Annotated in this window: 29 protein-coding genes; 22 read left to right on the forward strand and 7 right to left on the reverse strand. The window is 35.7% G+C overall.

Annotated elements, in window-relative coordinates; all coding sequences use genetic code 11:
* Positions 1 to 10: 10 nt before the first annotated feature.
* A complete protein-coding gene (locus KFD70_RS13555; protein ID WP_336452129.1) occupies positions 11 to 868 on the reverse strand; it encodes a metallophosphoesterase in 858 nt (285 codons plus the stop codon).
* A 296-nt stretch (positions 869 to 1164) separates the two neighbouring features.
* On the opposite strand from KFD70_RS13555, the gene fadH reads away from it, so the two are divergent.
* The 3 genes from fadH to KFD70_RS13570 all read left to right on the forward strand — a co-directional run bounded on the left by fadH (position 1165) and on the right by KFD70_RS13570 (position 4097).
* Positions 1165 to 1929 (forward strand): 2,4-dienoyl-CoA reductase, encoded by a 765-nt coding sequence (gene fadH / locus KFD70_RS13560; protein ID WP_336452128.1) that lies wholly within the window; start codon positions 1165 to 1167, stop codon positions 1927 to 1929.
* A 266-nt stretch (positions 1930 to 2195) separates the two neighbouring features.
* Entirely contained in the window at positions 2196 to 3413 is a 1218-nt protein-coding gene (locus KFD70_RS13565) for an EAL domain-containing protein (protein ID WP_336452127.1), read from the forward strand.
* Between the two features lie 183 nt (positions 3414 to 3596).
* Positions 3597 to 4097: a DUF3993 domain-containing protein gene (locus tag KFD70_RS13570; protein ID WP_336452126.1), complete on the forward strand. Its 501-nt coding sequence runs from the start codon at positions 3597 to 3599 to the stop codon at positions 4095 to 4097.
* 11 nt (positions 4098 to 4108) lie between these two features.
* Here KFD70_RS13570 and KFD70_RS13575 read toward each other — a convergent pair whose 3' ends face one another.
* The gene (locus KFD70_RS13575) at positions 4109 to 4351 is read right to left on the reverse strand and encodes a glutaredoxin family protein (RefSeq protein ID WP_336452125.1); all 243 of its coding nucleotides are present in this window, start codon (positions 4349 to 4351) and stop codon (positions 4109 to 4111) included.
* Positions 4352 to 4585: 234 nt separating this feature from the next.
* Between KFD70_RS13575 and KFD70_RS13580 the strand changes: the two genes are divergently transcribed.
* The 12 genes from KFD70_RS13580 (at position 4586) to KFD70_RS13635 (ending at position 13356) form a co-directional block, all read left to right on the forward strand.
* Complete coding sequence (locus tag KFD70_RS13580; RefSeq protein ID WP_000055151.1) at positions 4586 to 4822, forward strand: YkuJ family protein; 237 nt, start codon at positions 4586 to 4588, stop codon at positions 4820 to 4822.
* 208 nt (positions 4823 to 5030) lie between these two features.
* A complete protein-coding gene (locus KFD70_RS13585) occupies positions 5031 to 5180 on the forward strand; it encodes a hypothetical protein (protein WP_174099232.1) in 150 nt (49 codons plus the stop codon).
* A gap of 75 nt (positions 5181 to 5255) precedes the next feature.
* Positions 5256 to 5774 (forward strand): ribonuclease H-like YkuK family protein, encoded by a 519-nt coding sequence (locus KFD70_RS13590; protein ID WP_336452124.1) that lies wholly within the window; start codon positions 5256 to 5258, stop codon positions 5772 to 5774.
* 87 nt (positions 5775 to 5861) lie between these two features.
* Positions 5862 to 6053, forward strand: coding sequence for an antirepressor AbbA (abbA, locus tag KFD70_RS13595; RefSeq protein ID WP_336452123.1), 192 nt, complete (start codon positions 5862 to 5864; stop codon positions 6051 to 6053).
* A 247-nt stretch (positions 6054 to 6300) separates the two neighbouring features.
* Positions 6301 to 6744: a cyclic-di-AMP-binding protein CbpB gene (cbpB, locus tag KFD70_RS13600; RefSeq protein ID WP_336452122.1), complete on the forward strand. Its 444-nt coding sequence runs from the start codon at positions 6301 to 6303 to the stop codon at positions 6742 to 6744.
* A gap of 479 nt (positions 6745 to 7223) precedes the next feature.
* On the forward strand, positions 7224 to 8081 hold the full coding sequence (gene ccpC, locus KFD70_RS13605; RefSeq protein ID WP_420792344.1) for a transcriptional regulator CcpC: 858 nt from the start codon (positions 7224 to 7226) through the stop codon (positions 8079 to 8081).
* Between the two features lie 71 nt (positions 8082 to 8152).
* Positions 8153 to 8875 carry a 2,3,4,5-tetrahydropyridine-2,6-dicarboxylate N-acetyltransferase gene (dapD, locus tag KFD70_RS13610; RefSeq protein WP_174099237.1) on the forward strand — a complete coding sequence of 241 codons (723 nt, stop codon included), beginning with the start codon at positions 8153 to 8155 and terminating at the stop codon, positions 8873 to 8875.
* A gap of 58 nt (positions 8876 to 8933) precedes the next feature.
* Positions 8934 to 10064 (forward strand): N-acetyldiaminopimelate deacetylase, encoded by a 1131-nt coding sequence (locus tag KFD70_RS13615; RefSeq protein WP_336452121.1) that lies wholly within the window; start codon positions 8934 to 8936, stop codon positions 10062 to 10064.
* 192 nt (positions 10065 to 10256) lie between these two features.
* Positions 10257 to 10805 carry a peroxiredoxin gene (locus tag KFD70_RS13620; RefSeq protein ID WP_336452120.1) on the forward strand — a complete coding sequence of 183 codons (549 nt, stop codon included), beginning with the start codon at positions 10257 to 10259 and terminating at the stop codon, positions 10803 to 10805.
* A gap of 73 nt (positions 10806 to 10878) precedes the next feature.
* Entirely contained in the window at positions 10879 to 11337 is a 459-nt protein-coding gene (locus tag KFD70_RS13625) for a TlpA disulfide reductase family protein (RefSeq protein ID WP_336452119.1), read from the forward strand.
* A gap of 399 nt (positions 11338 to 11736) precedes the next feature.
* Positions 11737 to 12603: a cytochrome C oxidase assembly protein gene (locus KFD70_RS13630; RefSeq protein WP_336452118.1), complete on the forward strand. Its 867-nt coding sequence runs from the start codon at positions 11737 to 11739 to the stop codon at positions 12601 to 12603.
* A gap of 87 nt (positions 12604 to 12690) precedes the next feature.
* The gene (locus tag KFD70_RS13635) at positions 12691 to 13356 is read left to right on the forward strand and encodes a potassium channel family protein (protein ID WP_431613207.1); all 666 of its coding nucleotides are present in this window, start codon (positions 12691 to 12693) and stop codon (positions 13354 to 13356) included.
* Between the two features lie 45 nt (positions 13357 to 13401).
* On the opposite strand, the gene rnjA is transcribed toward KFD70_RS13635, so the two are convergent.
* The gene (gene rnjA / locus KFD70_RS13640; RefSeq protein WP_336452116.1) at positions 13402 to 15069 is read right to left on the reverse strand and encodes a ribonuclease J1; all 1668 of its coding nucleotides are present in this window, start codon (positions 15067 to 15069) and stop codon (positions 13402 to 13404) included.
* 3 nt (positions 15070 to 15072) lie between these two features.
* Positions 15073 to 15285: a DNA-dependent RNA polymerase subunit epsilon gene (locus KFD70_RS13645; protein ID WP_003199941.1), complete on the reverse strand. Its 213-nt coding sequence runs from the start codon at positions 15283 to 15285 to the stop codon at positions 15073 to 15075.
* A 593-nt stretch (positions 15286 to 15878) separates the two neighbouring features.
* Between KFD70_RS13645 and KFD70_RS13650 the strand changes: the two genes are divergently transcribed.
* Positions 15879 to 16652, forward strand: coding sequence for a Cof-type HAD-IIB family hydrolase (locus KFD70_RS13650; RefSeq protein WP_336452115.1), 774 nt, complete (start codon positions 15879 to 15881; stop codon positions 16650 to 16652).
* Between the two features lie 60 nt (positions 16653 to 16712).
* Here the strand turns inward: KFD70_RS13650 and def are convergent, their stop codons facing one another.
* A complete protein-coding gene (gene def / locus KFD70_RS13655; RefSeq protein WP_336452114.1) occupies positions 16713 to 17267 on the reverse strand; it encodes a peptide deformylase in 555 nt (184 codons plus the stop codon).
* Between the two features lie 190 nt (positions 17268 to 17457).
* Complete coding sequence (locus tag KFD70_RS13660; RefSeq protein WP_000274566.1) at positions 17458 to 17604, reverse strand: YjcZ family sporulation protein; 147 nt, start codon at positions 17602 to 17604, stop codon at positions 17458 to 17460.
* A gap of 511 nt (positions 17605 to 18115) precedes the next feature.
* Between KFD70_RS13660 and pdhA the strand changes: the two genes are divergently transcribed.
* The 5 genes from pdhA to KFD70_RS13685 all read left to right on the forward strand — a co-directional run bounded on the left by pdhA (position 18116) and on the right by KFD70_RS13685 (position 23519).
* Positions 18116 to 19231, forward strand: a complete 1116-nt coding sequence (gene pdhA, locus KFD70_RS13665; protein WP_017151120.1) for a pyruvate dehydrogenase E1 component subunit alpha — start codon at positions 18116 to 18118, stop codon at positions 19229 to 19231.
* 3 nt (positions 19232 to 19234) lie between these two features.
* Positions 19235 to 20212, forward strand: a complete 978-nt coding sequence (gene pdhB, locus KFD70_RS13670) for a pyruvate dehydrogenase complex E1 component subunit beta (RefSeq protein WP_017151121.1) — start codon at positions 19235 to 19237, stop codon at positions 20210 to 20212.
* A gap of 89 nt (positions 20213 to 20301) precedes the next feature.
* Positions 20302 to 21591 (forward strand): pyruvate dehydrogenase complex dihydrolipoyllysine-residue acetyltransferase, encoded by a 1290-nt coding sequence (pdhC, locus tag KFD70_RS13675; RefSeq protein WP_336452113.1) that lies wholly within the window; start codon positions 20302 to 20304, stop codon positions 21589 to 21591.
* A gap of 5 nt (positions 21592 to 21596) precedes the next feature.
* Positions 21597 to 23009, forward strand: a complete 1413-nt coding sequence (gene lpdA, locus KFD70_RS13680; protein WP_336452112.1) for a dihydrolipoyl dehydrogenase — start codon at positions 21597 to 21599, stop codon at positions 23007 to 23009.
* Between the two features lie 276 nt (positions 23010 to 23285).
* Positions 23286 to 23519, forward strand: a complete 234-nt coding sequence (locus KFD70_RS13685; RefSeq protein WP_336452111.1) for a hypothetical protein — start codon at positions 23286 to 23288, stop codon at positions 23517 to 23519.
* On the opposite strand, the gene KFD70_RS13690 is transcribed toward KFD70_RS13685, so the two are convergent.
* The gene (locus KFD70_RS13690; RefSeq protein ID WP_336452110.1) at positions 23516 to 23908 is read right to left on the reverse strand and encodes a DUF1885 family protein; all 393 of its coding nucleotides are present in this window, start codon (positions 23906 to 23908) and stop codon (positions 23516 to 23518) included. The genes KFD70_RS13685 and KFD70_RS13690 overlap by 4 nt on opposite strands.
* Positions 23909 to 24043: 135 nt before the next feature.
* On the opposite strand from KFD70_RS13690, the gene KFD70_RS13695 reads away from it, so the two are divergent.
* Positions 24044 to 24340 carry a DUF3055 domain-containing protein gene (locus tag KFD70_RS13695; RefSeq protein ID WP_003199960.1) on the forward strand — a complete coding sequence of 99 codons (297 nt, stop codon included), beginning with the start codon at positions 24044 to 24046 and terminating at the stop codon, positions 24338 to 24340.
* Positions 24341 to 24380: the final 40 nt, after the last annotated feature.

Below are 24380 nucleotides of genomic sequence, written 5' to 3' on the forward strand. Positions count from 1 at the left end.
CAATTATAGGTTACAAGTGCTGGAGAGTAAATACTGTAATTTCAGGGATGGACAAAAAACGAAAAGGAACACGCGTTCTTCCAAGGCCGCGATTTACATAAAGAAGTAATTCTTGGATATGATAAAAACCTTCGATGTAATGTTTTGCTAGTGCTGGGGTAACGATTGCACCTAAAAAGGGAAGTTGTACTTGTCCACCATGGCTATGTCCAGAAAGCTGGAGATTCACTGGAAAGTTAGCAATTTTAGGTGCTATATCAGGTTCATGTACGAGTACTATAGTATATAGTTCTTTCTGCACATGTTGTAGTGTTACGTCGATTTCTGGTTTACCAAGAAGCATGTCATCGATTCCAAAAATAGAAATCTCGCTATTATCTAATAAGCGAATACGTTTTTCGGTATTTTGTAATACTTCAAAACCTGCATTACTCATAATTTGACTATAGTATTCGGTTCCATACCCACCATGATCGTGATTTCCATAGATTGCAAATTTACCAAAGGGTGCACGGATGTTTCGTAAAATTGAAGAAACAAAAGGAATTTCACTATATGTTTGGTAGTCATCGATTAGATCACCAGTAAAAAGAACAATATCGGGTGCAGTCTTATTTATTTTTGAAACGATTGTAGAAAGGTGTTGGAGAGAAAAATAGTATCCTAAATGTAAATCACTAAATTGAACAATTTTCATACCATGAAAGTTTGGTGGAATGAGTGGAGAGCTCAGTGTATGATGAGTCAAAGAAAGACAGTACGGTTCAATATACTTTGCATAGTAATAACCGATACTAGCCGTAATACAGGTATAGAAACAAGATCGTATTCCGTTTTTTATAAAATTTCTTCTTGTTATTTGTTTCATAGAAATATGAATGGGCCTATATAATAAAAAAAGTGGGATAAGTATTATATGAATGTGGTGTAGGCCACAACAGCTCTCCTTTCTTTTTATCTCTTCTTAAAGAAGTATAATTGAGTCGATTAACCTTGTCATCTAGTGAAAATACGATTTAGTAGAATAGTCTAGAGTTAAGAGAATGGTTATTATGAAAAAAAGGGATTGTATATAAAGATATCAGAAAAGTTTAAAAATATAAAGATTTCTATTAAATAAAGTGGTAAAATGAATGTGCATTCATTTTTTGGGAGGGGATATATTTGAAAGAAAAAGTAGTGATTATAACTGGTGGTTCAAGTGGAATGGGAAAAGGAATGGCAACTCGTTTTGCGAAGGAAGGAGCACGCGTTGTTATTACGGGACGTACGCAGGAAAAACTTGAAGAAACAAAAAAAGAGATTGAGCAATTTTCAGGGCAAGTATTGACGGTACAAATGGATGTTCGTAATATTGAGGATATAAGTCGTATGATTGAATATATTGATGAAAAATTTGGACGTATTGATATTTTAGTTAATAATGCAGCAGGAAATTTCGTTTGTCCTGCAGAAGATTTATCTGTTAATGGTTGGAATGCAGTTATTAATATTGTATTAAATGGAACATTTTATTGCAGCCAAGCAGTAGGGAAGTATTGGATTGAGAAAGGGATAAAAGGAAATATCATTAATATGGTAGCGACATATGCATGGGATGCAGGACCTGGTGTCATTCATTCTGCAGCTGCGAAAGCGGGTGTATTAGCAATGACGAAAACACTTGCTGTTGAGTGGGGGCGTAAATATGGCATTCGCGTTAATGCAATTGCTCCTGGACCAATCGAACGAACAGGCGGGGCGGATAAATTATGGATTTCAGAAGAGGCAGCTAAGCGTACATTGCAAAGTGTTCCACTTGGGCGGCTTGGTACACCAGAAGAAATAGCAGGCTTAGCTTTTTATCTATGCTCTGATGAGGCTGCATACATAAATGGGACATGTATGACAATGGATGGTGGACAGCATTTACATCAGTATCCGTTTTAAAGGGGATTATATAAAGTGAAACGTAGGGATTAAACCCCCATTTATGCGAGGTAAAATGTGACGAATTTGTGACATATGAAAGAAAGGTATTTACAATAGGTTTTATATAAGGTATATTTAAGACCTCTTTTTTCTTCATAGTAGAATTGCTAATTCCCCTTAGCATTTTACCCCTCTAATCCCTTCAGGAAAACTGAAGGGATTTTTTATTATTTTTCTATACATATCATGTTATAATTTTTGAAAAGTAAAGGGAGGGAAACATTTTGATAGATGCATTAGATGTAATGAGTAATTTGGATAAAGTCCTTCCTTATTATCAAGCTATTTTTAGTGCTGATGAGCATACAGTAATTGGATATGAGGTAGTAGGGCGTATCCAAACGGAAGAAGGGATACAAAGTCTTTCTTCTTTTTTTCATGATGATTCCATTCCGGGTGAATTCCAACTAGAGGCAGATAATGTCATAGTAGAAAAAGCATTAGAACGCTATTTGGAAACAAATCAAAATTTTTTATTGTTTATACATCGTAATGCAAACATATTAATGAATGATGAAGATGAAAGTTTACTTCATTTATTGTTAATGTATGAAAAAAAAGGATTAAATTTAGGACGTATCGTTTTAGAAATAACAGAGCACGAGTGCAAGGAAGATATAGAACAATTTAATCATTTACTGATGTATTACCGTACATATGGTATTCAAATTTCCATTAACAAAGTGGGAACAGGTACGAGTAATCTGGAACGGATTAGTGTACTAGCACCGGATATTTTAAAGGTGGATTTAACGAATTTAAGACAAACTGCACTCTTACAATCTTATCAAGATATTTTATATTCCTTGTCGTTATTAGCAAGAAGAATTGGTGCGACATTATTATATGAAGAGATTGATGCTTTTTATCAGTTGCAATACGCTTGGAAAAATGGCGGAAGATATTATCAAGGAAATTATTTAAAAGAGTGTTTACCAGACTTTATTGAAGCGGATATTTTAAAAGAACGTCTTGGTAATGAGTGTCATCAATTTATCCAGCATGAAAAGAAAAAACTACAAAAAATTTATCAATTGACAGAAACATTGCGTGATCAAATTGGGAATGTTTTATCTAAGCAGAAAAAGAATGAAGACGTTAATGATTGGTTGTTACATTTTAGTCAACATGTATCACATTATAGTTTTCGAATCTTTATTTGTAATGAAGACGGCTTCCAGCAATCGGGAAATATTATGAAAAAAGATGGTGAATGGATTGTTATGCCAGAGTATTATATGAAAAATTGGAGCTGGCGCCCATATTTTTTAGAAAATATAATGAAAATGAGATTTGAAAATAAAGCAAGACTCTCTGACTTATATGCAGATATAGAAACAGGAGAGATGGTACGAACATTTTCCTTTCCAATTGATGACGAGCATTTTTTATTTATTGATTTGTCCTATGAATTTTTATATGAAGAAGATGTTTTATTTTAATGCACGGAGCAATTCGTGCATTTTTTTTGTTTGTTTTTATCATAAATTGGTAATAGTGAAAAAGATGGCAAAAATGCTGTCTATCATTGTAAAGATTTTACGAACGAAACCATCCCTTTCTTTGCATAATCATTGTTACAATGAATACTACAAAGACAAGCTCTGTTAAAGGAAGGTGAAAGAATGAGAAAATATGGAATTTGGTTTGTTCTATTTCTGTGTGTTGCCTTTCTAGTTGGGTATAGTGTGACAACGGTTCTTGGTAAAGAAGAAATAAAAGTGGATCGAAAAGAAGTATTTACAACGATTCAAAAGGGATATGAGGCACAATTTTCAATTCGTGGGAAGCATTTATCGATGAGTAAAATGTATGATGCATTATCACCTTATTTTACAAATAACTTTCTTCAAGTTTTTACGGATGAAAATAGTAATGGTGATAAACAAAGTGGCGAATATTTACTCCCTACAAAAGAAGCTCCTTTTTCTTTTACTTCTCAAACAAAATTAGCATATGGTGAAGAACATAGACTTTTATATGTATATGAACGGATGAAAAATGAACAATATCAAATTATTACATTGCAAAAGGAAGAAGGGAAATGGAAATTAGCTGGTTATCATGAGAGTCAGCAACTTTTGACAGAAATGCAAAAATTACAGGAGTTGAAAGAAGAGGAATAGGTAAAGGGTACCTATTCCTCTTCTAAATTTAGTAATTGTTGTAATTTTTCAATTTGAAAACCAGAGACAACTTCTCCATCAATGACAACAGTTGGAGTTGAGTATGAGTTATAGTCATATAAAAGACGGTTGCGAGCAGAAGCATCCTTTTTGACATCAAATTCTTCGTATGTTATGTTATTGTGCTTTAAAAACTCTTTTACAATGGTGCAGGGTGGGCAATCTGGTTGTGTATAAACCTCTACTTTTTTCATTATTAAATCCTCCTCTTTTTCTGCTTTTTATTATATTCCGCAGCTATAAAAACCGCAATAAAGGAAGATAAAGATTTTCTTTCTGCTTTTTACTTCTTTTTTCGACAAATTTTAGTTGAGTTTCTTGCCAAGAAGCTTTATCCTAGAGTGTGGAACATTTTTTCTGTTATGACGGATAGAATGAGTATAGCTGTAAAACCTATTGGTAGGAAGATTAGAGAAAGGGGAGATTTCATGTCTCTACTCCAAGGAATTTTAACTCGACTTGTTAGTCTACAAGAACAAGCTGAAAGCGGTGAAGTAGCACAACGCTATTTTGAAGTGAACGGTGAACGTAAATGTAGCGTGAAATTTTTTGATAAAAGTGAAATGTATGAGTTAGAAGTGTATCAACAAGGCGAAAAGCCACAAGTATATCAATTCGATAACATTGACATGGTTGCAATTGAAATTTACGATATTATTTCTTGATACATACAAAAAAGGTACCGCGAGAAGCGGTGCCTTTTTTGGTTATTATAATAACTAATAGTAAGAGGATAAGGAATTGAAGAAGATATGGGGAGATAACGATAAGAAAAAAACGATTGCTGGGGGATGATTAAAGTTTCACTTTATATGTATAAGATTTTTTTGATCTTCCTACACTGGTATTAAAAGTTAGAAAGGAATGTGGAATGTGGAGCGATTACCAATTGTTGTTTGTCCAAAATGTCATATGTCATTTGAAATGGATCAAGTATTAACAGCGCAGTCTAATCAAAATGTAATTTATATTTGTCCAGCATGTAAGTATTCCATCCGAAATATAGAAACGAGTAAAGGATAATAAAGTCATATTTTGTTCTTTTGTCCCATACAATGAGAATGCAAAAAGTCTGTCTAATTGAAGGGACGTGACTATATGGACGGTGAGTATCGATTTTATAATGTATCAGAGAGGCATATGGATTTTGAAACAGTTTTCTCACGCATTTGCACTTTTATTGAAAGGGATCCCCGAAATTTATACCGCTTATCTATTGGAACAGATTCACAAGCGCATCAAAAAGATACCCGTTTTATTACAGCAGTGCATATTCATCGTGTTGGAAAAGGAGCATGGGGATGTTTGAAACATAAAGCAGTACATAAAAAGCCACCGACCTTACGTGAAAAAATATATTTAGAAACACAATTTAGTCAAGAAGTTGCCTGTTTGTTTACACCGGAACATATAAGGCGTATATGGGAGATTTTACATCCATATGCTCATGAAGGAGCTGGATTTGTAATGGAAATTCACTTAGATATTGGAAATGATGGATTAACAAAAGAGTTCATTTCAGATATGACAGCAAAGGTTAAAGCAATGGGACTAACTGCAAAAATTAAACCTGATGCTTATGCAGCTTTTAGTTATGCAAATCGCTATACAAAATAAAAAAACTGAATCTTTCATCTATTAAATTAAACGAATATTTTATATAATAAATAATAAGAAAAAGCATAAGCATAAGGAGAGGGGTATATGCAGAAGGAAATTACTTTAACAACAGAAGAAAAAAGCTTGTTGTTAGATATTTTATTTCGCCAAAATTATGCTAGTGAAATTCTAGCTGTTGAGCTTACAGATATTGAAAATGGCTTAAAAAAAGCTGATATTTCCCAGTATAGAAGAATTACAAGGTTATTTAATCGATTAAAAAATGAAGGATACTAAGTGCTACCAGAAAGGTAGTCTTTTTTTTGTGTTCTATGGTAGAATGAACTGTGTATCATTATTTTTGTTGGAATAAATAAGGACAAAATAATAATATGAAAACGCTATCATAAGATGTGAATAGAAATGGGAAATAAAGTGAAACTTTTACTCGTGGATATGATTAACTCTAAACAGTAAGCCTTATGGATTGTCGAATGGAGATCATGTTAGCAGGAAAAAAGGGAGAAAAAGTGGGGGATATAATATGATTAGTATTCCAAAAGATGAGTTTCAACAAGTTCTTGTTAAGGATTTAATGATTTCATCAGAAAAAGTCGCGCATGTTCAAATTGGAAATAGCTTAGAACATGCTTTGCTTGTTCTTGTAAAGTCGGGATATTCTGCGATTCCTGTTTTAGATCCAATGTATAAATTGCATGGATTAATAAGTACTGCGATGATTTTGGACGGTATTTTAGGGTTAGAACGCATTGAATTTGAAAAGCTGGAAGATATGAAAGTGGAGAATGTAATGAAAAAAGACATTCCGCATCTTGGACTTGAGGATTCATTTGCTAAAGCATTAGAAATGACAATTGATCATCCATTTATTTGTGCTGTAAATAATGATGGGTACTTTGAGGGGATTTTGACAAGGCGTGCTATTTTAAAATTGCTGAATAAAAAAGTGAGACAATATAATCGATAAAGAAGGGTAAGCGACTTCGTAATGAAAAAGAAGTCGCTTTTTTACCATGCGTCTCTTTTCATTTTATCCCGCATTAACAGGCAGTAAGACTCCCACCTTAAAACTCAGCAAAAGCAAAGAAGTTAGGTGGGAGACGGGCTGCCCGTAAAAGCCCGATTGGTTAAGGCTAATAATCAGTGGGGATGAAGAACCCCACTGATTAAAGTTTCACTGTATCCGGTTATTCGTGTTTAGTAAGACCACCAACCTTTAAGAGAGAAGCGAGAGAGGCGGAGGCTAATAATGAGCGGGAGATGAAGCCACCTCCGCTGATTAAATTTTCGCTTTTATATAATAACTGGAGTAAACAGGTATAAAAGGTTAGGTGAAAATGCCGATTCATCTGAGCTTTTTGAAAATAAAAATGAAATAATGCATGTTAGAGAATAGTGCAACGTATATATTAAAGTTACATGTAAGATGAGGAAAGAGGGAGAAAGTTGCAAATTGATGATTTTCAAATGATGGTTGTTTTAGCACAGGAATCCAATATGAGAAAAGCTGCGGAGCGCCTATTCGTTTCACAGCCTGCACTCAGTCAACGATTACAATCAATGGAAAAACAGTGGGGAATGAAATTTTTTATTCGTTCTCAAAAAGGATTGACGATAACACCAGAAGGGGAAAAAGTGGCCAAATATGCAAAAGATATGTTGCAAAGAGAAGAGGCAATAAAAAGTGAATTAGCAATCTATCGTACAGAAACATATGGAACATTAAAGATAGCTGTGGCATCTGTGATTGGCCAATATTGGTTACCACCTGTTTTAAAGAGGTTTGTACAAAAATATCCATTTGTTAAAGTTTCTCTTTTTACAGGGTGGAGTAGTGAGGTGCAAAAGCACTTTTATGAAGGGGATGTGCATGTAGCTATATTGAGAGGGAAACAAGAATATAAAGGGCATAAAGAGCAATTGTTTGAGGATGAGTTGTATTTAGTTGACACGGAAATTAAAGATATTTCTATGCTGAAAGATACAAACAGACCGTTTATACAATTTAAAAGTGATTCGACATACTATGGACAAATCCAGAATTGGTGGTATGGTTTATTTTCTAATCCACCTAAACGAACAATTGTAGTTGACCAAATTGAAACATGTAAGCAACTCGTTTTAAATGGAATTGGTTATGCACTGCTGCCTTCTACTGTTTTAAAAGAAGTGAGAGAAAAGACGTATAAAACACCTGTTCAATTGACTCGAGAAACGTGGTTATTGACAAGTGATTCTGCAAGGCAATTGAAACAAGTACAAGCGTTTTTGGATATTATAGAAGAAATTCAAATGGAAAAATAAGATTATTGTCTTGCTAGTAGCTCTTTCGTTTGGTAGAGTAACATTATAAATGGATTTAGGAGGCAACAAGCATGAAAATGATGGATGCAAACGAAATTATTTCGTTTATTCAAAAAAGTGAGAAGAAAACTCCTGTAAAGGTATACATAAAAGGGGATTTAAAAGAAGTAACATTCCCTGAAACGGTACAAGCATTTGTAAACAAAAAAGCTGGTGTTTTATTTGGAGAATGGTCTGAAATCAAGGCAGTTCTTGAAGAAAATAAAAAGTATGTTGTAGATTATGTTGTCGAAAACGACCGTCGTAATTCTGCGATTCCAATGCTTGATTTAAAAGGCATTAAAGCTCGTATTGAGCCAGGTGCAATTATCCGTGACCATGTTGAAATTGGTGATAATGCAGTTATTATGATGAATGCAACGATTAATATCGGTGCAGTAATCGGTGAAGGTTCAATGATCGATATGAATGCAGTGCTTGGTGGACGTGCTACAGTAGGTAAAAACTGTCACGTTGGTGCTGGTGCTGTACTTGCAGGTGTTATCGAGCCACCTTCTGCAAAACCAGTTATCGTTGAAGACGATGTTGTAATTGGTGCAAACGTAGTTGTTCTAGAAGGAGTAACAGTTGGTAAGGGTGCAGTTGTTGCAGCAGGAGCGATTGTGACAGAAGATGTACCACCATATACAGTAGTTGCAGGAACACCAGCACGTGTTATTAAAGAAATTGATGAGAAGACAAAAGCGAAAACAGAAATTAAACAAGAACTTCGTCAATTAAACCCAGAAAAATAAAGAACGAAAGCGTAAGGGCAAATAAGCTCTTACGCTTTTTATAAATGGTGGTGGAGACATGACAGTCGGTAAATTTGTACAAATTCGTAGAGACTTACATAAAATTCCAGAGTTAGGTTTTCAAGAGTGGAAAACACAACAATATATTTTAAATTATATCGGGACTCTTCCTAGTGAATATCTTGAAGTGAAAACATGGAAAACAGGTGTTATCGTTAAAGTAAATGGGAAAAAATCAGAAAAAACAATTGGCTATCGTGCAGATATTGATGGCTTACTAATTCCAGAGGAAACAGGATATGAATTTGCTTCTGTGCATGAAGGCATGATGCATGCATGTGGTCATGATTTTCATACTACAATTGGTTTAGGACTTCTAACAGCTGTTGTAAATGAAAGAATAGATGATGATCTTGTTTTTCTATTCCAACCAGCTGAAGAAGGCCCAGGTGGAGCACTTCCTATGTTAGAAAGTGAAGAATTAAAGGAATGGAAACCAGATATGATTCTTGGTCTTCATATCGCACCTGAGTACCCAGTAGGAACAATCGCAACAAAAGAAGGATTGCTATTTGCAAATACATCAGAACTATATATCGATTTAAAAGGAAAAGGTGGACATGCAGCATATCCACATACTGCAAATGATATGATTGTTGCGGCAAGTCATCTTGTTACACAGCTCCAATCGGTAATTAGCCGTAATGTAAATCCACTTGATAGTGCAGTTATTACAATTGGTAAAATTACAGGAGGTACAGTTCAAAATATCATTGCAGAAAAGTCTCGTTTAGAAGGGACGATTCGAACTTTATCTGTAGAATCAATGAAACGAGTGAAAGGTAGAATTGAAGCAATTGTTGCAGGGATTGAAGCTGCATTTCAATGTGAAGCTGTTATCGATTACGGAGCAATGTATCATCAAGTATATAACCATGAAGCATTGACACGAGAGTTTATGGGATTTGCGTCAGAACACACTGATATGAATGTTATTACATGTACAGAGGCAATGACGGGAGAAGATTTTGGATATATGCTTCGTGAAATTCCAGGTTTTATGTTCTGGCTCGGTGTAGATTCTGAATATGGTTTACATCATGCAAAATTACAGCCGAAAGAAGAAGCAATTGAACAGACCATTGCTTTTTTAAACCAATATATAAGTTGGAAAGGGAACAGGGTTTAAACCTGTTCTTTTTTGATTTAAAGGATTGTAATATATAATGCATTTTTTTTGTAATTCTAACACAATACTTTATAATGGTAGATGGAGGGACAAGTTGTTAGTGATTTTTAAATGAAAATGACTGCAAACTCATCTCTCTTATATACTACAAGAGTGGACATATATGATAAAAAATTATGGAGGTTGATACATATGGCAGAACGTATGGTAGCAAAACAAGCTCCACGCTTTGAAATGGACGCTGTTATGCCAAACAAAGAATTTGGTAAAGTAAGTCTTGAAGAAGTTATGAAACAGGACAAATGGACAGTACTTTTCTTCTATCCAATGGATTTCACTTTCGTATGTCCAACAGAAATTATCGCACTTTCAGATCGTTATGATGAGTTCGAAGATTTAGATGCGGAAGTAATTGGTGTATCTACTGATACAATCCATACTCACTTAGCTTGGATTAACACTGACCGCACGGAAAACGGTTTAGGTGAATTAAAATACCCTCTAGCTGCTGATACGAACCATGTAGTATCTCGTGATTACGGTGTATTACTTGAAGAGGAAGGTATTGCACTTCGTGGTTTATTTATCATTAGTCCAGAAGGTGAATTAATGTACCAAGTTGTACATCATAACAACATCGGCCGTGAAGTTGATGAAGTAATTCGTGTTCTTCAAGCTCTTCAAACTGGTGGACTTTGCCCAGCAAACTGGAAACCAGGTCAAGCAACTTTAAATGTTTAATTTTATCGTGAAATATAGTGGTCTAACAATAATTTTGTTAGGCCTTTCTCTACATCTGTAAGGGAGGGGAATTATGAAATTACGTCAACCAATGCCTTCTTTAGACGGTGCAACAACAGTATTAAATGGAGAAGTGGTACGTGAATCACTAATTGGAGAAAAGCCAACACTTATTCATTTTTGGTCTGTTAGTTGTCATTTATGTAAAGAAGCAATGCCAGATATTAATACATTCCGTGATGAATATAAAGAGCAATTAAATGTTGTTGCAGTTCATATGCCACGTTCAGAAGAAGATTTAAACCTTGAGCAAGTGGAAGTAGTTGCAAAAGAACACGGCATATCTCAAACAATTTTGGTAGATAATCAACACAAGATTACAGATGCATTTGAAAATCAATATGTACCAGCGTATTATGTGTTTGATAAAAATGGTGTGCTTCGTCATTTCCAAGCAGGTGGAAGTGGGATGAAAATGCTTACAAAACGAGTAAATCGTGTGTTAGATGAAGCGAAACAAGAAGCTGAATAAAATTTGTATTTTTCTACTTACGCGTTAGGGGTAGTTTGGAAGTAGAAGTTTCTTTTGATATGCGCAAAAAACCTCCTTTTTGATTAGGAGGTTTTTGTTTTTATCTCATATTAACGTGAAGTAAGCCCTTACCTCAAGGTGTAGAGAGATAGAGTGAGAACAACTACCTGCAAAAGTTTGACTCGTGAGGAATTTCGGTTAGTAAAGGATAAAGGATGTCTCGGCTAATGGAAGTTTCAATTTATAAATAGTCGGAGAAATGAGAGATACGCCTATTGGTTGTTAATTGAGAAATGAAAATTGTAATACAGGAAATAGAACCGTATGTTTTAGTTTACTTTTTATACGGAAAATGTGTAAAATCAATGTGATACATAGAAAAAAAGGGTGGGGAATCAGGTGCAGATTGGCAGTGCAATCTTATGTTTCTTTTTATATGCATATGTTATTATTGCAGCGGTTTATTTCGGGATAAGTTTTTATGCATATCGTCTAACAAATAAACGCGAATATGAAGAAACATATAAATGGGTGAAAGGTTATTTATCACCAGTATTAGAAATCATGAATGGATTTGTTCTTTTTTTATTCATTGGCTTAATTGCTTTTTCAACAAGCTTAGTTGGGAATAAGACAACGTTATTTGTAATTGGCGTCATTATTTTTATGCTTTTAGGTATTCGAATAGGCAATGCTGTGTTTTGGAATGAAAGAAAAATTGACGGATGGACAGGTATGCTGATTCCAAGTATGTTAGCAGCTATCGTTACGAATATAGAACATGAATATAATCAATTACATTTTTGGTTAATCATCGTATTAACAATTCTTTCTGTCTTGTATATAAGTACAGTATTTTTAACATATTGTGCAAATGAAAAAGGTGATTCTCATGGACTCCGATTTTTTCGAAGTCGAGCGTTATTTTGGAGTGTTCCCACGATGTTGGTCATTGGAATCATTGCACTTGTTGTAAATGGATATAACTTTGCTGGGTGGAGAGCGTTTTTAGAAACTTGGTGGATTTTTATCATTTCATTTTGTGCATTTTTAGGAGCAACACATTATTTGTTTCATCAACATCATTATAAATGGGCGCTCTTATTTGCTTTTACACAGCTCTTATTTGCTTTTTTTGGTCAAGAAACATTATTATTTGTGTTTCAAACGTTTAGCTCATTTGGAAACATTTTCGTATTCGGTATGCTTATTTGTATCATCGCATTTTATTTGCAGCAGTATTTCTATATACAAAAACAAAAATAAGTATAGGTTAGTTGCTATTCTTTTTAGTGAATATAAAGTGTGCTACAATAAATATGGACAGGACTTGATATTATTGGAGGAATTCATGTGAGTGAGAAAGAGAAAGAATTTGCCGTCATTGGACTTGGACGTTTCGGAGGCAGTATTTGTCGTGAATTGGCTCAATTAGGTATGGAAGTAATGGCCATTGACCTTGATGAAGATAAAATAAATGAATTTGCAAATATTGCTTCACATGCAGTGATTGCTGATTCAACAGATGAAATGGTGTTAAAAAGTCTCGGTATTCGTAATTTCGATCATGTTGTTGTTGCAATTGGTGATAATCTGAATGCAAGTATTTTAACGACGCTTATTTTAAAGGAATTAGGCGTGAAAAATATTACGGTTAAGGCGCAAAATGATTATCATGAAAAAGTGTTAAGTAAAATTGGAGCTGACCATATTGTTCACCCAGAGAGAGATATGGGAAAACGAATTGCAAATAATATCGCTTCAAGCAACGTATTAGATTACTTAGAGCTTTCAGATGAGCATAGTATTGTAGAGATTATTGCGAATAAAAAGATTGATGGGCACTCTTTAATTGAACTGGATATTCGTGCGAAATTTGGATTAAACATTGTTGCAATTAAGCGAGGGAAGGAAGTTATTGTTTCTCCTCGAGCTACAGAAAATATCCAGGTCGGAGATATTTTAATTGTAATTGGTCATGATGATGAAGTGGATCGCTTTAAACATTATTTACGATAGAATGAAATGAAAAAGGACAATGCTCAGGAGGCATTGTCCTTTTTCTTATATTTCCATAATGATTGGTAAAATCATTGGACGACGTTTTGTTTTTTCGTATAGGAATGGTGCCAATGTATCTGTAATCTCATTTTTAATTTCAGACCATTGTGTCGTTTTTCGCTCCATTACTTTTTCGAGATGTGTTGTAATTAACGTTTGAGCATCATTGATTAAATCGCTACTCTCACGCATATAAACGAATCCTCGAGAGATAATATCAGGTCCTGCTGCAACCTTAAATTCTTTCATATCGATGCTAACAACTACAATAACAAGTCCTTCTTCAGAAAGAATACGACGGTCGCGGAGTACAATGTTACCAATATCACCAATACCGTTTCCATCAATATAAACAGAACCGGATGGGATTTTTCCAGCAATGTTTGCTTCATCTGAACGTAAGGCAAGAACATCACCATTGTCCATAATGAAGCAATTTTCTTCTGGAATACCACAATCGTTTGCTAATTTCATATGCATACGTTGCATACGGAATTCACCATGAATTGGCATGAAATATTTAGGTTTAATAAGACGTAGCATTAACTTTTGTTCTTCTTGTCCACCATGTCCGCTTGTGTGAATATTTGAAAGCTTACCATGAATAACATCGGCACCAGCACGGTATAACATGTTAATCGTACGGCTTACGCTAACTGTATTTCCTGGAATCGGTGAAGAAGAGAAAACAACTGTATCGCCAGGAATAATTTGAATTTGACGGTGTGTCCCATTTGCGATACGGGATAGTGCCGCCATCGGTTCGCCCTGACTACCTGTACATAAAATAACGACTTTGTTAGCTGGTAGTCGATTGATTTGAGACGCTTCTATAAATGTATCCTTTGGACAGCGAATATAACCAAGGTTGTGACCAATTTCAATTGCCGCTTCCATACTTCGGCCAAATACAGCCACTTTGCGATTATTTTCAACAGCAGCTTCAACAACTTGCTGCAGGCGATGAATATTTGACGCAAAGGTTGCAAAGATAATACGACCTTCCACTTTGCGGAAAATATCCTGAATACTATCGCCAACGCGGCGTTCAGACATAGTAAAGTTAGGCACTTCACTATTGGTACTATCAGATAAGAGACAAAGTACACCATCCTTACCGATTTCCGCCATTTTTGTTAAGTCAGCTGGTTCACCTACTGGTGTGAAATCAAATTTAAAGTCTCCTGTATGAACAATTTGTCCTTGCGGTGTTTTCACCACAACACCGTATGAATCTGGAATACTGTGTGTTGTGCGGAAGAACGATACAGATGTCTTTTTGAATTTGATGACATCGTCTTCTTGAATTTCGTATAGTTTTGCTTTTCGAAGTAATCCGTGCTCTTCTAATTTGTTTTTAATTAAAGCAATTGCTAATTTCCCGCCGTAAATTGGAATGTTCACTTGACGTAATAGATAAGGGATACCACCAATATGATCTTCATGACCATGCGTAATAAATAAACCCTTAATTTTATCTTCGTTTCGTACAAAATACGTGTAATCAGGAATCACATAATCGATTCCGAGAAGTTCGTCTTCTGGAAACTTAATTCCAGCATCAATTATAATAATTTCATCTTGAAATTGGACAGCGTATGTATTTTTGCCGATTTCACCAAGTCCACCAAGAGCGAAAACGGCTGCCTGATCATTTTTTAGGAATTTCATAAATTATACGATCTCCGTTAATGTTAAATCAGCATTTTGCTTTTCGTATTCAAGATGAGCGCCAGTAACAGATTGGACAAACTCAATATTATATGCGAACTTTTGTAATTTTGTACGAACGTCTCTTTCAGATTCAGCTTCTAAATATAAAACTTTTGTATTTTCACGTACTGGAACCTCAGTCATCTTTTCTTGATAGAATACTTTAAAAATCATTGGAAAAACCTCTCCTTGTCAATGTTTTGCATTATCTGTTACCTATTATAAAGCAAATAGTCGTGATTTTCATGTTTTTTCGAATGAGAATGAAGAAAAAGCCCGAAATGGGCACGATTTAAGCCATGGTCTTTTTCCGGACTAAATCGTTTAAATACCGTTTTAGCTTTTCCTTCAGCTTCTTCAGCATGATTACTCCTTCCTTTCCTTATTTTCAAATATGCATACTTATTTCTTGTTTATTAGTAGTAACTCTTCATCTCTATATACTAGGAAATCATAGAAGATAAATGAAGCGATTACCATCCGGATGTTCAATGATCTTATTGGCTCATACAGAGGTAATCCCGTGTTACGTTTTTTACTCTCACACGCACTATGTCCCCAGCTATGAATATAGTATGAGATAGATTGGAAAAGAAAATTCATTCAAACAAGTATCGATGTTCTATTGATAGTATATGCATACTTCGTAAATAAGGTTAGAAAGTGAACGCTTTCTTCACAGATGTTTAATATGTTATACTTTTTTTTAGGATTTGAAAAGAAGTAGTCAATGTAGGAATATAGAAGGGCTAGAAAGGATTTTGAAAATGAATGATAAAATCGTCTTTTTTGATATTGATGGAACGCTACTCGATCATGATAAAAAAATTCCACAATCTACAAGAGAAGCAGTACGTATGTTGCAAGAAAAAGGAGTACATGTGGCTATTGCGACAGGGCGTGCGCCTTTCATGTTTGAAGATATTCGTAATGAGCTTAATATCCATAATTATGTTAGTTTTAATGGGCAATATGTTGTATTCGAAGATGAGGTTATATTTAAAAATCCACTACAACCTAATGCGTTACATACATTTACAACATTTGCGAAACAAGAGGGATATCCACTTGTTTATTTAGATCATAAGGATATGAAGGCGACAGTAGAATACCATGATTATGTAAAAGAAGGCTTTGGTAGTCTGCAATTTGAGCATCCGTTATATGAACCAAGTTTCTATGAAAATCGTGACATTTATCAAACTTTGCTTTTTTGCCAAGTGGATGAAGAAGAAAAATTTATTCATGATTATCCAGATTTTCATTTTATTCGTTGGCATGCGTATTCTATGGATATTATCCCAAATGGAGGTTCAAAAGCAAAGGGAATTGAAAAATTCATTGAAAAATTAGGGTTTAATCGTGAACAAGTCTATGCTTTTGGGGATGGATTAAATGATTTAGAAATGATTGAAGCAGTCGGAACAGGCATTGTAATGGGGAATGGCCATGAAGAATTGAAAAAACTTGCTAATTATGTGACAAAAGATGTGAGCGAAGATGGGATTCTTCACGGTTTACAATGGGCGCGTTTATTGTAATAAAAAAGTATGAGAACCATTTCAGTATAGAAAAAAGCAGGAGCTAAAGTTCCTGCTTTTTTATCTTTCGAATGGTTTTGCATCATCAGGAGATGCAAATGGATTTTCTTGATTAATGTGGTCATAGAACATTACGCCGTTTAAATGATCAATTTCATGTTGAAATACAATTGCTGGTAACCCTTTTAAACGTAATTTTACCTCTTCGCCATCGATAGTAGTTGCTTTAACTGTAATTCGTGTATAACGCGGAACATAGCCAGGTACTTCACGATCTACAGATAAGCATCCTTCTCCGCCTGATAAATATGTACGTTCAACAGAATGACTAATAATTTTTGGATTGAATAAAGCATAGCTGTATAATGTCTCATTTGTATCAGTAACATGAACAGCAATCATTCTTTTTGAAATGCCGATTTGTGGTGCAGCAATCCCGATTCCTGGACGTAAATTATATTTTTCAACCATTTCAGGGTTTTGACTGTTTATTACAAGTTCAATCATTTCTTTAAGAGTACGTACATCTTCTTCACTTGCTGGCAGAGGTACTTCTTCTGCTACTGCTCGTAGAATGGGATTTCCTTCACGAATTACATCATTCATTGTAAGCATTCACAATCTCTCCTTTCTCCTTTAGTCTACCAAAGGAGCTGAAAAAAGTCATGATAAAGTGCATAGTGTCTGTATAGTTTGGGCGGATTAAGAGTATGCCAAGTAGGCATTTTCCTCATCGGTATGTGCTTAATACAAAAGAAAAGACGGCAGAGCCGCCTGTTTCTTTCTATAGTTGTTTTGTTTTACATTAACGAATGCAAGCAGCACCAACGATAATTAAAAGGATAAACAACACAACGATTAAGGCAAAGCCGCGTCCGGATCCTCCGCAAGAACCTCCATAGCCATAGGAAGGATATGAACAAGTTGGATAACAATATGTGTATCCGTACATGAGATGACCTCCTTTATCATTTCCCGCGAATACTGCGGTTATTATAATGTATGGTAGAGTGGTTAGGGGTGTATAGACATTCGCCTAGAAAAGGAAGATGTGATTGCATATTTTTGTCATAAAGAGAGAAAAACTAAGAAGAATTAATCGTTTACATATTATTCTACGATGAAAAAAGGGTTAAAAAGGGAATAATATAACAGTAGGTTATCACTTACTAATACAGATGTGAAAATGAAAACACCTATGTATAGTGGAAACCTCAATGTTATTCATAAAAAATCGTAACCAAAGTAATTGACATCGTGATTAGAATAGTTGTAAACTAAAAAACGTGATCAAGATTGTATTAATATGTTTCTGGAAAAACATTAGTACAGATTGTTAGGTACACAAAATTATTCTCAACCGACAAGGTTTCCTGTCGGTTTACATGGTTGCGTTTTCTTTCTAGCTGATTGCTAGTGAAAGCGTTTCAGAATATGGTTCAAGAGAGGAAGAGGTGAACGGAATGGGTACTAAAACAAAAAAGACCCTATTTAATGTTGATGAGCAAATGAAAGCTATCGCAGCTCAATTTGAAACATTACAAATTTTAAATGAAAAAGGCGAAGTTGTGAATGAAGCAGCAATGCCTGAATTAACTGATGATCAATTAAAAGAATTAATGCGCCGTATGGTGTATACTCGCGTACTAGATCAACGTTCTATTTCTTTAAACCGTCAAGGACGTTTAGGTTTCTACGCACCAACAGCTGGACAAGAAGCTTCTCAATTAGCAAGTCATTTCGCACTTGAAGCAGAAGACTTCATCTTACCAGGATATCGTGATGTTCCACAATTAGTATGGCATGGTTTACCATTATACCAAGCATTCTTATTCTCTCGTGGACACTTCATGGGTAACCAAATGCCTGAAAATGTAAATGCACTTGCTCCACAAATTATCATCGGTGCGCAAATCATCCAAACTGCTGGTGTTGCGTTAGGTATGAAACTACGTGGTAAAAAATCTGTTGCAATTACTTACACTGGTGACGGCGGTGCTTCACAAGGTGACTTCTACGAAGGCATGAACTTTGCGGGCGCATTCAAAGCTCCAGCAATCTTTGTTGTTCAAAACAACCGTTATGCAATCTCTACTCCAGTAGAAAAACAATCTGCAGCAAAAACTGTAGCACAAAAAGCAGTAGCAGCAGGTATTTACGGAATTCAAGTAGACGGTATGGATCCATTAGCTGTATACGCAGCAACTGCTTTTGCTCGTGAGCGTGCAGTAAATGGTGAAGGTCCTACTTTAATCGAGACTTTAACATTCCGTTATGGTCCACATACAATGGCTGGTGATGACCCAACTCGTTACCGTACAAAAGATATCGAAAACGAATGGGAACAAAAAGATCCAATCGTACGCTTCCGTGCATTCTTAGAAAACAAAGGCCTATGGTCTCAAGAAGTAGAAGAAAAAGTTATCGAAGAAGCAAAAGAAGATATCAAACAAGCAATTGCTAAGGCTGACCAAGCTCCAAAACAAAAAGTAACTGATTTAATGGAAATCATGTACGAAGAAATGCCTTACAACTTAGCTGAACAATATGAAATTTACAAAGAAAAGGAGTCGAAGTAAGCCATGGCTCAAATGACAATGATTCAAGCAATCACTGATGCTTTACGCGTTGAAATGAAAAATGACCCTAACGTACTTGTATTTGGTGAAGACGTTGGTGTAAACGGCGGTGTATTCCGTGCTACTGAAGGCTTGCAAGCTGAATTCGGTGAAGACCGTGTAATGGATACTCCACTTGCAGAGTCTGGTATCGGCGGACTTGCAGTTGGACTTGCACTTGAAGGTTTCCGTCCAGTTCCAGAAATCCAATTCTTCGGTTTCGTATACGAAGTAATGGATTCAATTTCTGGTCAAATGGCTCGTATGCGTTACCGTTCTGGTGGACGTTGGAATGCTCCAATCACAGTTCGTTCTCCATTCGGTGGCGGCGTTCATACTCCAGAACTACACGCTGATAGCTTAGAAGGATTAGTTGCACAACAACCAGGTCTAAAAGTTGTTATTCCATCTACTCCATACGATGCAAAAGGTCTTTTAATCTCTGCGATTCGTGACAACGATCCAGTTATTTACTTAGAGCATATGAAATTGTACCGTTCATTCCGTCAAGAAGTACCAGAAGGCGAATACACAGTTGATTTAGGAAAAGCTGATGTAAAACGCGAAGGTACAGATGTATCTGTTATCGCATATGGTGCGATGGTACATGCTGCATTAAAAGCTGCTGAAGAACTTGAAAAAGAAGGTATCTCTTTAGAGGTTGTTGACTTACGTACAGTTCAACCATTAGATATCGAAACAATCATCGCTTCTGTTGAAAAAACAGGCCGCGTTGTTGTTGTTCAAGAAGCTCAGAAACAAGCTGGTATTGCAGCAAACGTTGTAGCGGAAATTAACGACCGTGCAATCTTAAACTTAGAAGCTCCGGTTGTACGTGTTGCAGCTGCTGATACAGTATTCCCATTCTCTCAAGCTGAGAGCGTATGGTTACCAAACCATAAAGATATTGTTGAAGCTGTTAACAAAGTAATGAACTTCTAATTTTAGTTTCATGTGCAAAAGAAATCAGCACATGCTGATTTCTTTTGTACTATTCCATAATAATGATATGAATCAGGGGGATGAATTCCGTGGCATTTGAATTTAAACTACCAGATATTGGTGAAGGTATCCACGAAGGTGAAATCGTAAAATGGTTTATTAAACCAGGCGATGAAGTAAACGAAGATGATGTACTTCTTGAAGTACAAAATGATAAAGCAGTAGTAGAAATTCCTTCTCCGGTTAAAGGTAAAGTACTTGAAGTACTTGTAGAAGAAGGTACAGTTGCAGTAGTAGGAGATACTTTAATTAAGTTTGACGCTCCTGGATACGAAAACCTTAAATTTAAAGGTGACGACCATGACGACGCTCCAAAAGCTGAAGAAGTGAAAGAAGAAGCTCCAGCAGCGGCAGCTACTCCAGCAGCAACTGAAGAAGTTGTAAATGAGCGCGTAATTGCTATGCCATCTGTACGTAAATACGCTCGTGAAAAAGGTGTAGATATCCATAAAGTAGCTGGTACTGGCAAAAACGGTCGCGTTGTAAAAGCTGACATCGATGCATTTGCTAATGGTGGACAAGCAGTAGCAGCAACTGAAGCTCCAGCAGCAGTAGAAGCTACTCCAGCAGCAGCGAAAGAAGAAGCACCAAAAGCACAACCAATCCCAGCTGGTGAATACCCAGAAACTCGTGAAAAAATGAGTGGTATTCGTAAAGCGATTGCGAAAGCAATGGTTAACTCTAAACACACAGCTCCTCACGTAACATTAATGGACGAAGTAGATGTAACAGAACTTGTTGCTCACCGTAAAAAGTTCAAAGCTGTTGCAGCTGACAAAGGTATTAAATTAACTTACCTTCCATACGTTGTAAAAGCTTTAACATCTGCATTACGTGAATTCCCAATGTTGAACACTTCTTTAGATGATGCATCTTCAGAAATCGTTCATAAACATTACTTCAACATCGGTATCGCAGCTGATACAGACAAAGGTCTATTAGTACCAGTTGTTAAAGATACAGATCGTAAATCTATCTTTACAATCTCTAACGAGATTAATGAGCTTGCTGGTAAAGCGCGTGAAGGTCGTCTAGCTCCAGCTGAAATGAAAGGTGCTTCTTGCACAATTACAAACATTGGTTCTGCAGGTGGACAATGGTTCACTCCAGTTATCAATCACCCAGAAGTAGCAATCCTTGGTATTGGCCGTATTGCTGAGAAACCAGTTGTGAAAAACGGTGAAATCGTTGCAGCTCCAGTATTAGCATTATCTCTAAGCTTTGACCATCGTTTAATTGACGGCGCAACTGCTCAAAAAGCATTAAACCAAATTAAACGTTTATTGAACGACCCACAATTATTAGTAATGGAGGCGTAATAACAATGGTAGTAGGAGATTTCCCAATTGAATTAGATACAGTCGTTGTTGGTGCAGGTCCTGGTGGATATGTTGCAGCAATTCGTGCAGCACAATTAGGTCAAAAGGTAGCAATTATTGAAAAAGCTAACCTTGGTGGCGTATGCTTAAACGTTGGATGTATTCCATCTAAAGCGTTAATCAATGCAGGTCATCGTTATGAGAATGCAAAACATTCTGATGACATGGGTATCACTGCTGAGAACGTAACAGTTGATTTTACAAAAGTTCAAGAATGGAAAAACGGCGTAGTTAAGAAATTAACTGGCGGTGTTGAAGGCCTTCTTAAAGGTAACAAAGTTGAAATCATTCGCGGTGAAGCTTACTTCGTAGATGCTAACACATTACGTGTAATGACTGAAGACGCAGCTCAAACTTATACGTTTAAAAATGCTGTTCTTGCAACTGGTTCTACACCAATTGAAATTCCTGGATTCAAATATTCTAAACGCGTTATCAACTCTACAGGTGCATTAAGCTTACCTGAAATTCCTAAAAAACTTGTTGTAATCGGCGGCGGTTACATCGGTATGGAATTAGGGACTGCATATGCTAACTTCGGTACAGAAGTTACTGTAGTAGAAGCTGGCGATGAAATCTTAGCTGGTTTTGAAAAAGCAATGAGCACAGTTGTTAAACGTGCCCTTCAGAAAAAAGGCAACGTAACAATTCATACAAAAGCTATGGCTAAAGGCGTTGAAGAAACAGAAAACGGCGTAAAAGTTAGCTTCGAAGTTAAAGGCGAAGTACAAACTGTAGAAGCAGATTACGTATTAGTAACTGTAGGTCGTCGTCCAAATACTCAAGAAATTGGTCTTGAGCAAGTTGGCGTTAAAATGACTGACCGCGGCCTAATCGAAATCGATGAGCAATGCCGTACAAATGTACCAAACATCTATGCAATCGGTGATATCGTTCCTGGACCACCATTAGCTCACAAAGCTTCTTACGAAGGTAAAGTAGCTGTTGAAGCAATTAGTGGCCATGCATCAGCAATCGATTACATCGGAATTCCTGCAGTATGCTTCACTGATCCAGAATTAGCATCTGTTGGTTACACTAAGAAACAAGCTGAAGAAGCTGGAATGACGGTAGTTGTATCTAAGTTCCCATTTGCTGCAAACGGTCGTGCTTTATCATTAAACAGCACAGACGGTTTCGTACAACTTGTAACACGTAAAGACGATGGTCTTCTTGTAGGTGCACAAGTTGCAGGTGCAGGTGCTTCTGATATTATCTCTGAGATTGGTTTAGCTATCGAAGCTGGAATGACAGCAGAAGATATCGCTCAAACAATCCACGCTCACCCAACATTAGGTGAAATCACAATGGAAGCAGCAGAAGTTGCTCTTGGAATGCCAATTCACATTGTAAAATAATAAGAATAAGCAAAATAACCGGCCTCCTATCTTTTCAGAGGCCGGTTATTTTTTGTTTAATAAATCTATCTATAAATACTTTAGAAGAGCTTGCAAGATCATTATGTGTATTTGTCGAATGGATATGTAATACTATATATCAAAAATGGAAATGCACGTAAATATAATAGAAATAAACTGGAGACAAATCCAATACATCTTTTCGTATTATGTAATGGATTTGTATTTAGTACCATATCTTATTATAAAATAGAGCATGTCAAAGGAGACGGTTCCATGAAAATCATCCATGTTATATTTTATCATTTTCTTTTATGGAGTGGATTTTCTATTGTGTTATTCTTATCAAATGGTGATAAGCTTCATTATAAAGTGATGCTTTTTTTCGTGTTCCTTTACTTAGCATATGTAATTGCTTATGTTGTTCTTAGTGTAAGAAAGCAAGCACTATTTCTTACTTGTGCAAATAGTATGTTCTTTTTAATAATATCTTGCTTGTTTAAAAATTAGCGTTTATAAAAGTACATTGTTCTTCCGTTAAATAACTTTAATTCACCCTCTAGTTTCTTTGCTAAAAAACGGCAGAATTCATTTGCTTTTCCTTTATCCCCAAATGTAGCGGTAGAAGGTAAGGAGATTTGAACGAAAGCTTGCTCGTTTTCTGTTCCAACCCCCACATAAATAGAATTATATCGATCGTGACTAGATTTTAGTTCAAGTGTAGTCTCTGATGTATTAAGTATCTCATATGGAAATGCCACGTTAGTATATGCATAACTAACTTGCGCACCAGTTTGGGAAGTAATTGTTTGATAATAATGAAAAAGTTGTTTTACATCTTCTAATGTGACAGCTTGTTGCTTAGATTTAGATACAAGTTTAATAAATGCATGTTGCATAAAGAATTTCCTCCTGACATAATATATATAGCTATTTTAACACTGTTGTAAATTTTTTGACAATTAAAAAGGGATCATTACTCATTCTGTTTAATATATACAAGTAGAAAGTGCTTTGAAGAACGGAGGGAGTAAATGTTTGAAAAATTGTATGATGAACATGAAAGTGTGAAGGTACGATTTTTAGGATTTATGACACATGAAAACCGTTATGATTTTGGGGTTATTTATACAAATATGTTTTTTGGGAAACCTCTTGTTGTTTGTATGCAGACAGGAAGAGCGACTCTACTAGGTCAAGACGATGTAGATAATGTTCAACATTTACAGCAAGTCTTTAAATTACAATCGGAGGAGGAAGCGGATGATTTAGCACAGTTTTTTAAATTTCTTGTACCGCCAACTTCCTTACATGCTGAATATGAAGAATAAATAAATGAAACAGTCGTATGTATTAAGATATGACTGTTTT

The sequence above is a fragment of the Bacillus pfraonensis genome, assembly GCF_050768835.1.
GTDB lineage: Bacteria > Bacillota > Bacilli > Bacillales > Bacillaceae_G > Bacillus_A > Bacillus_A pfraonensis.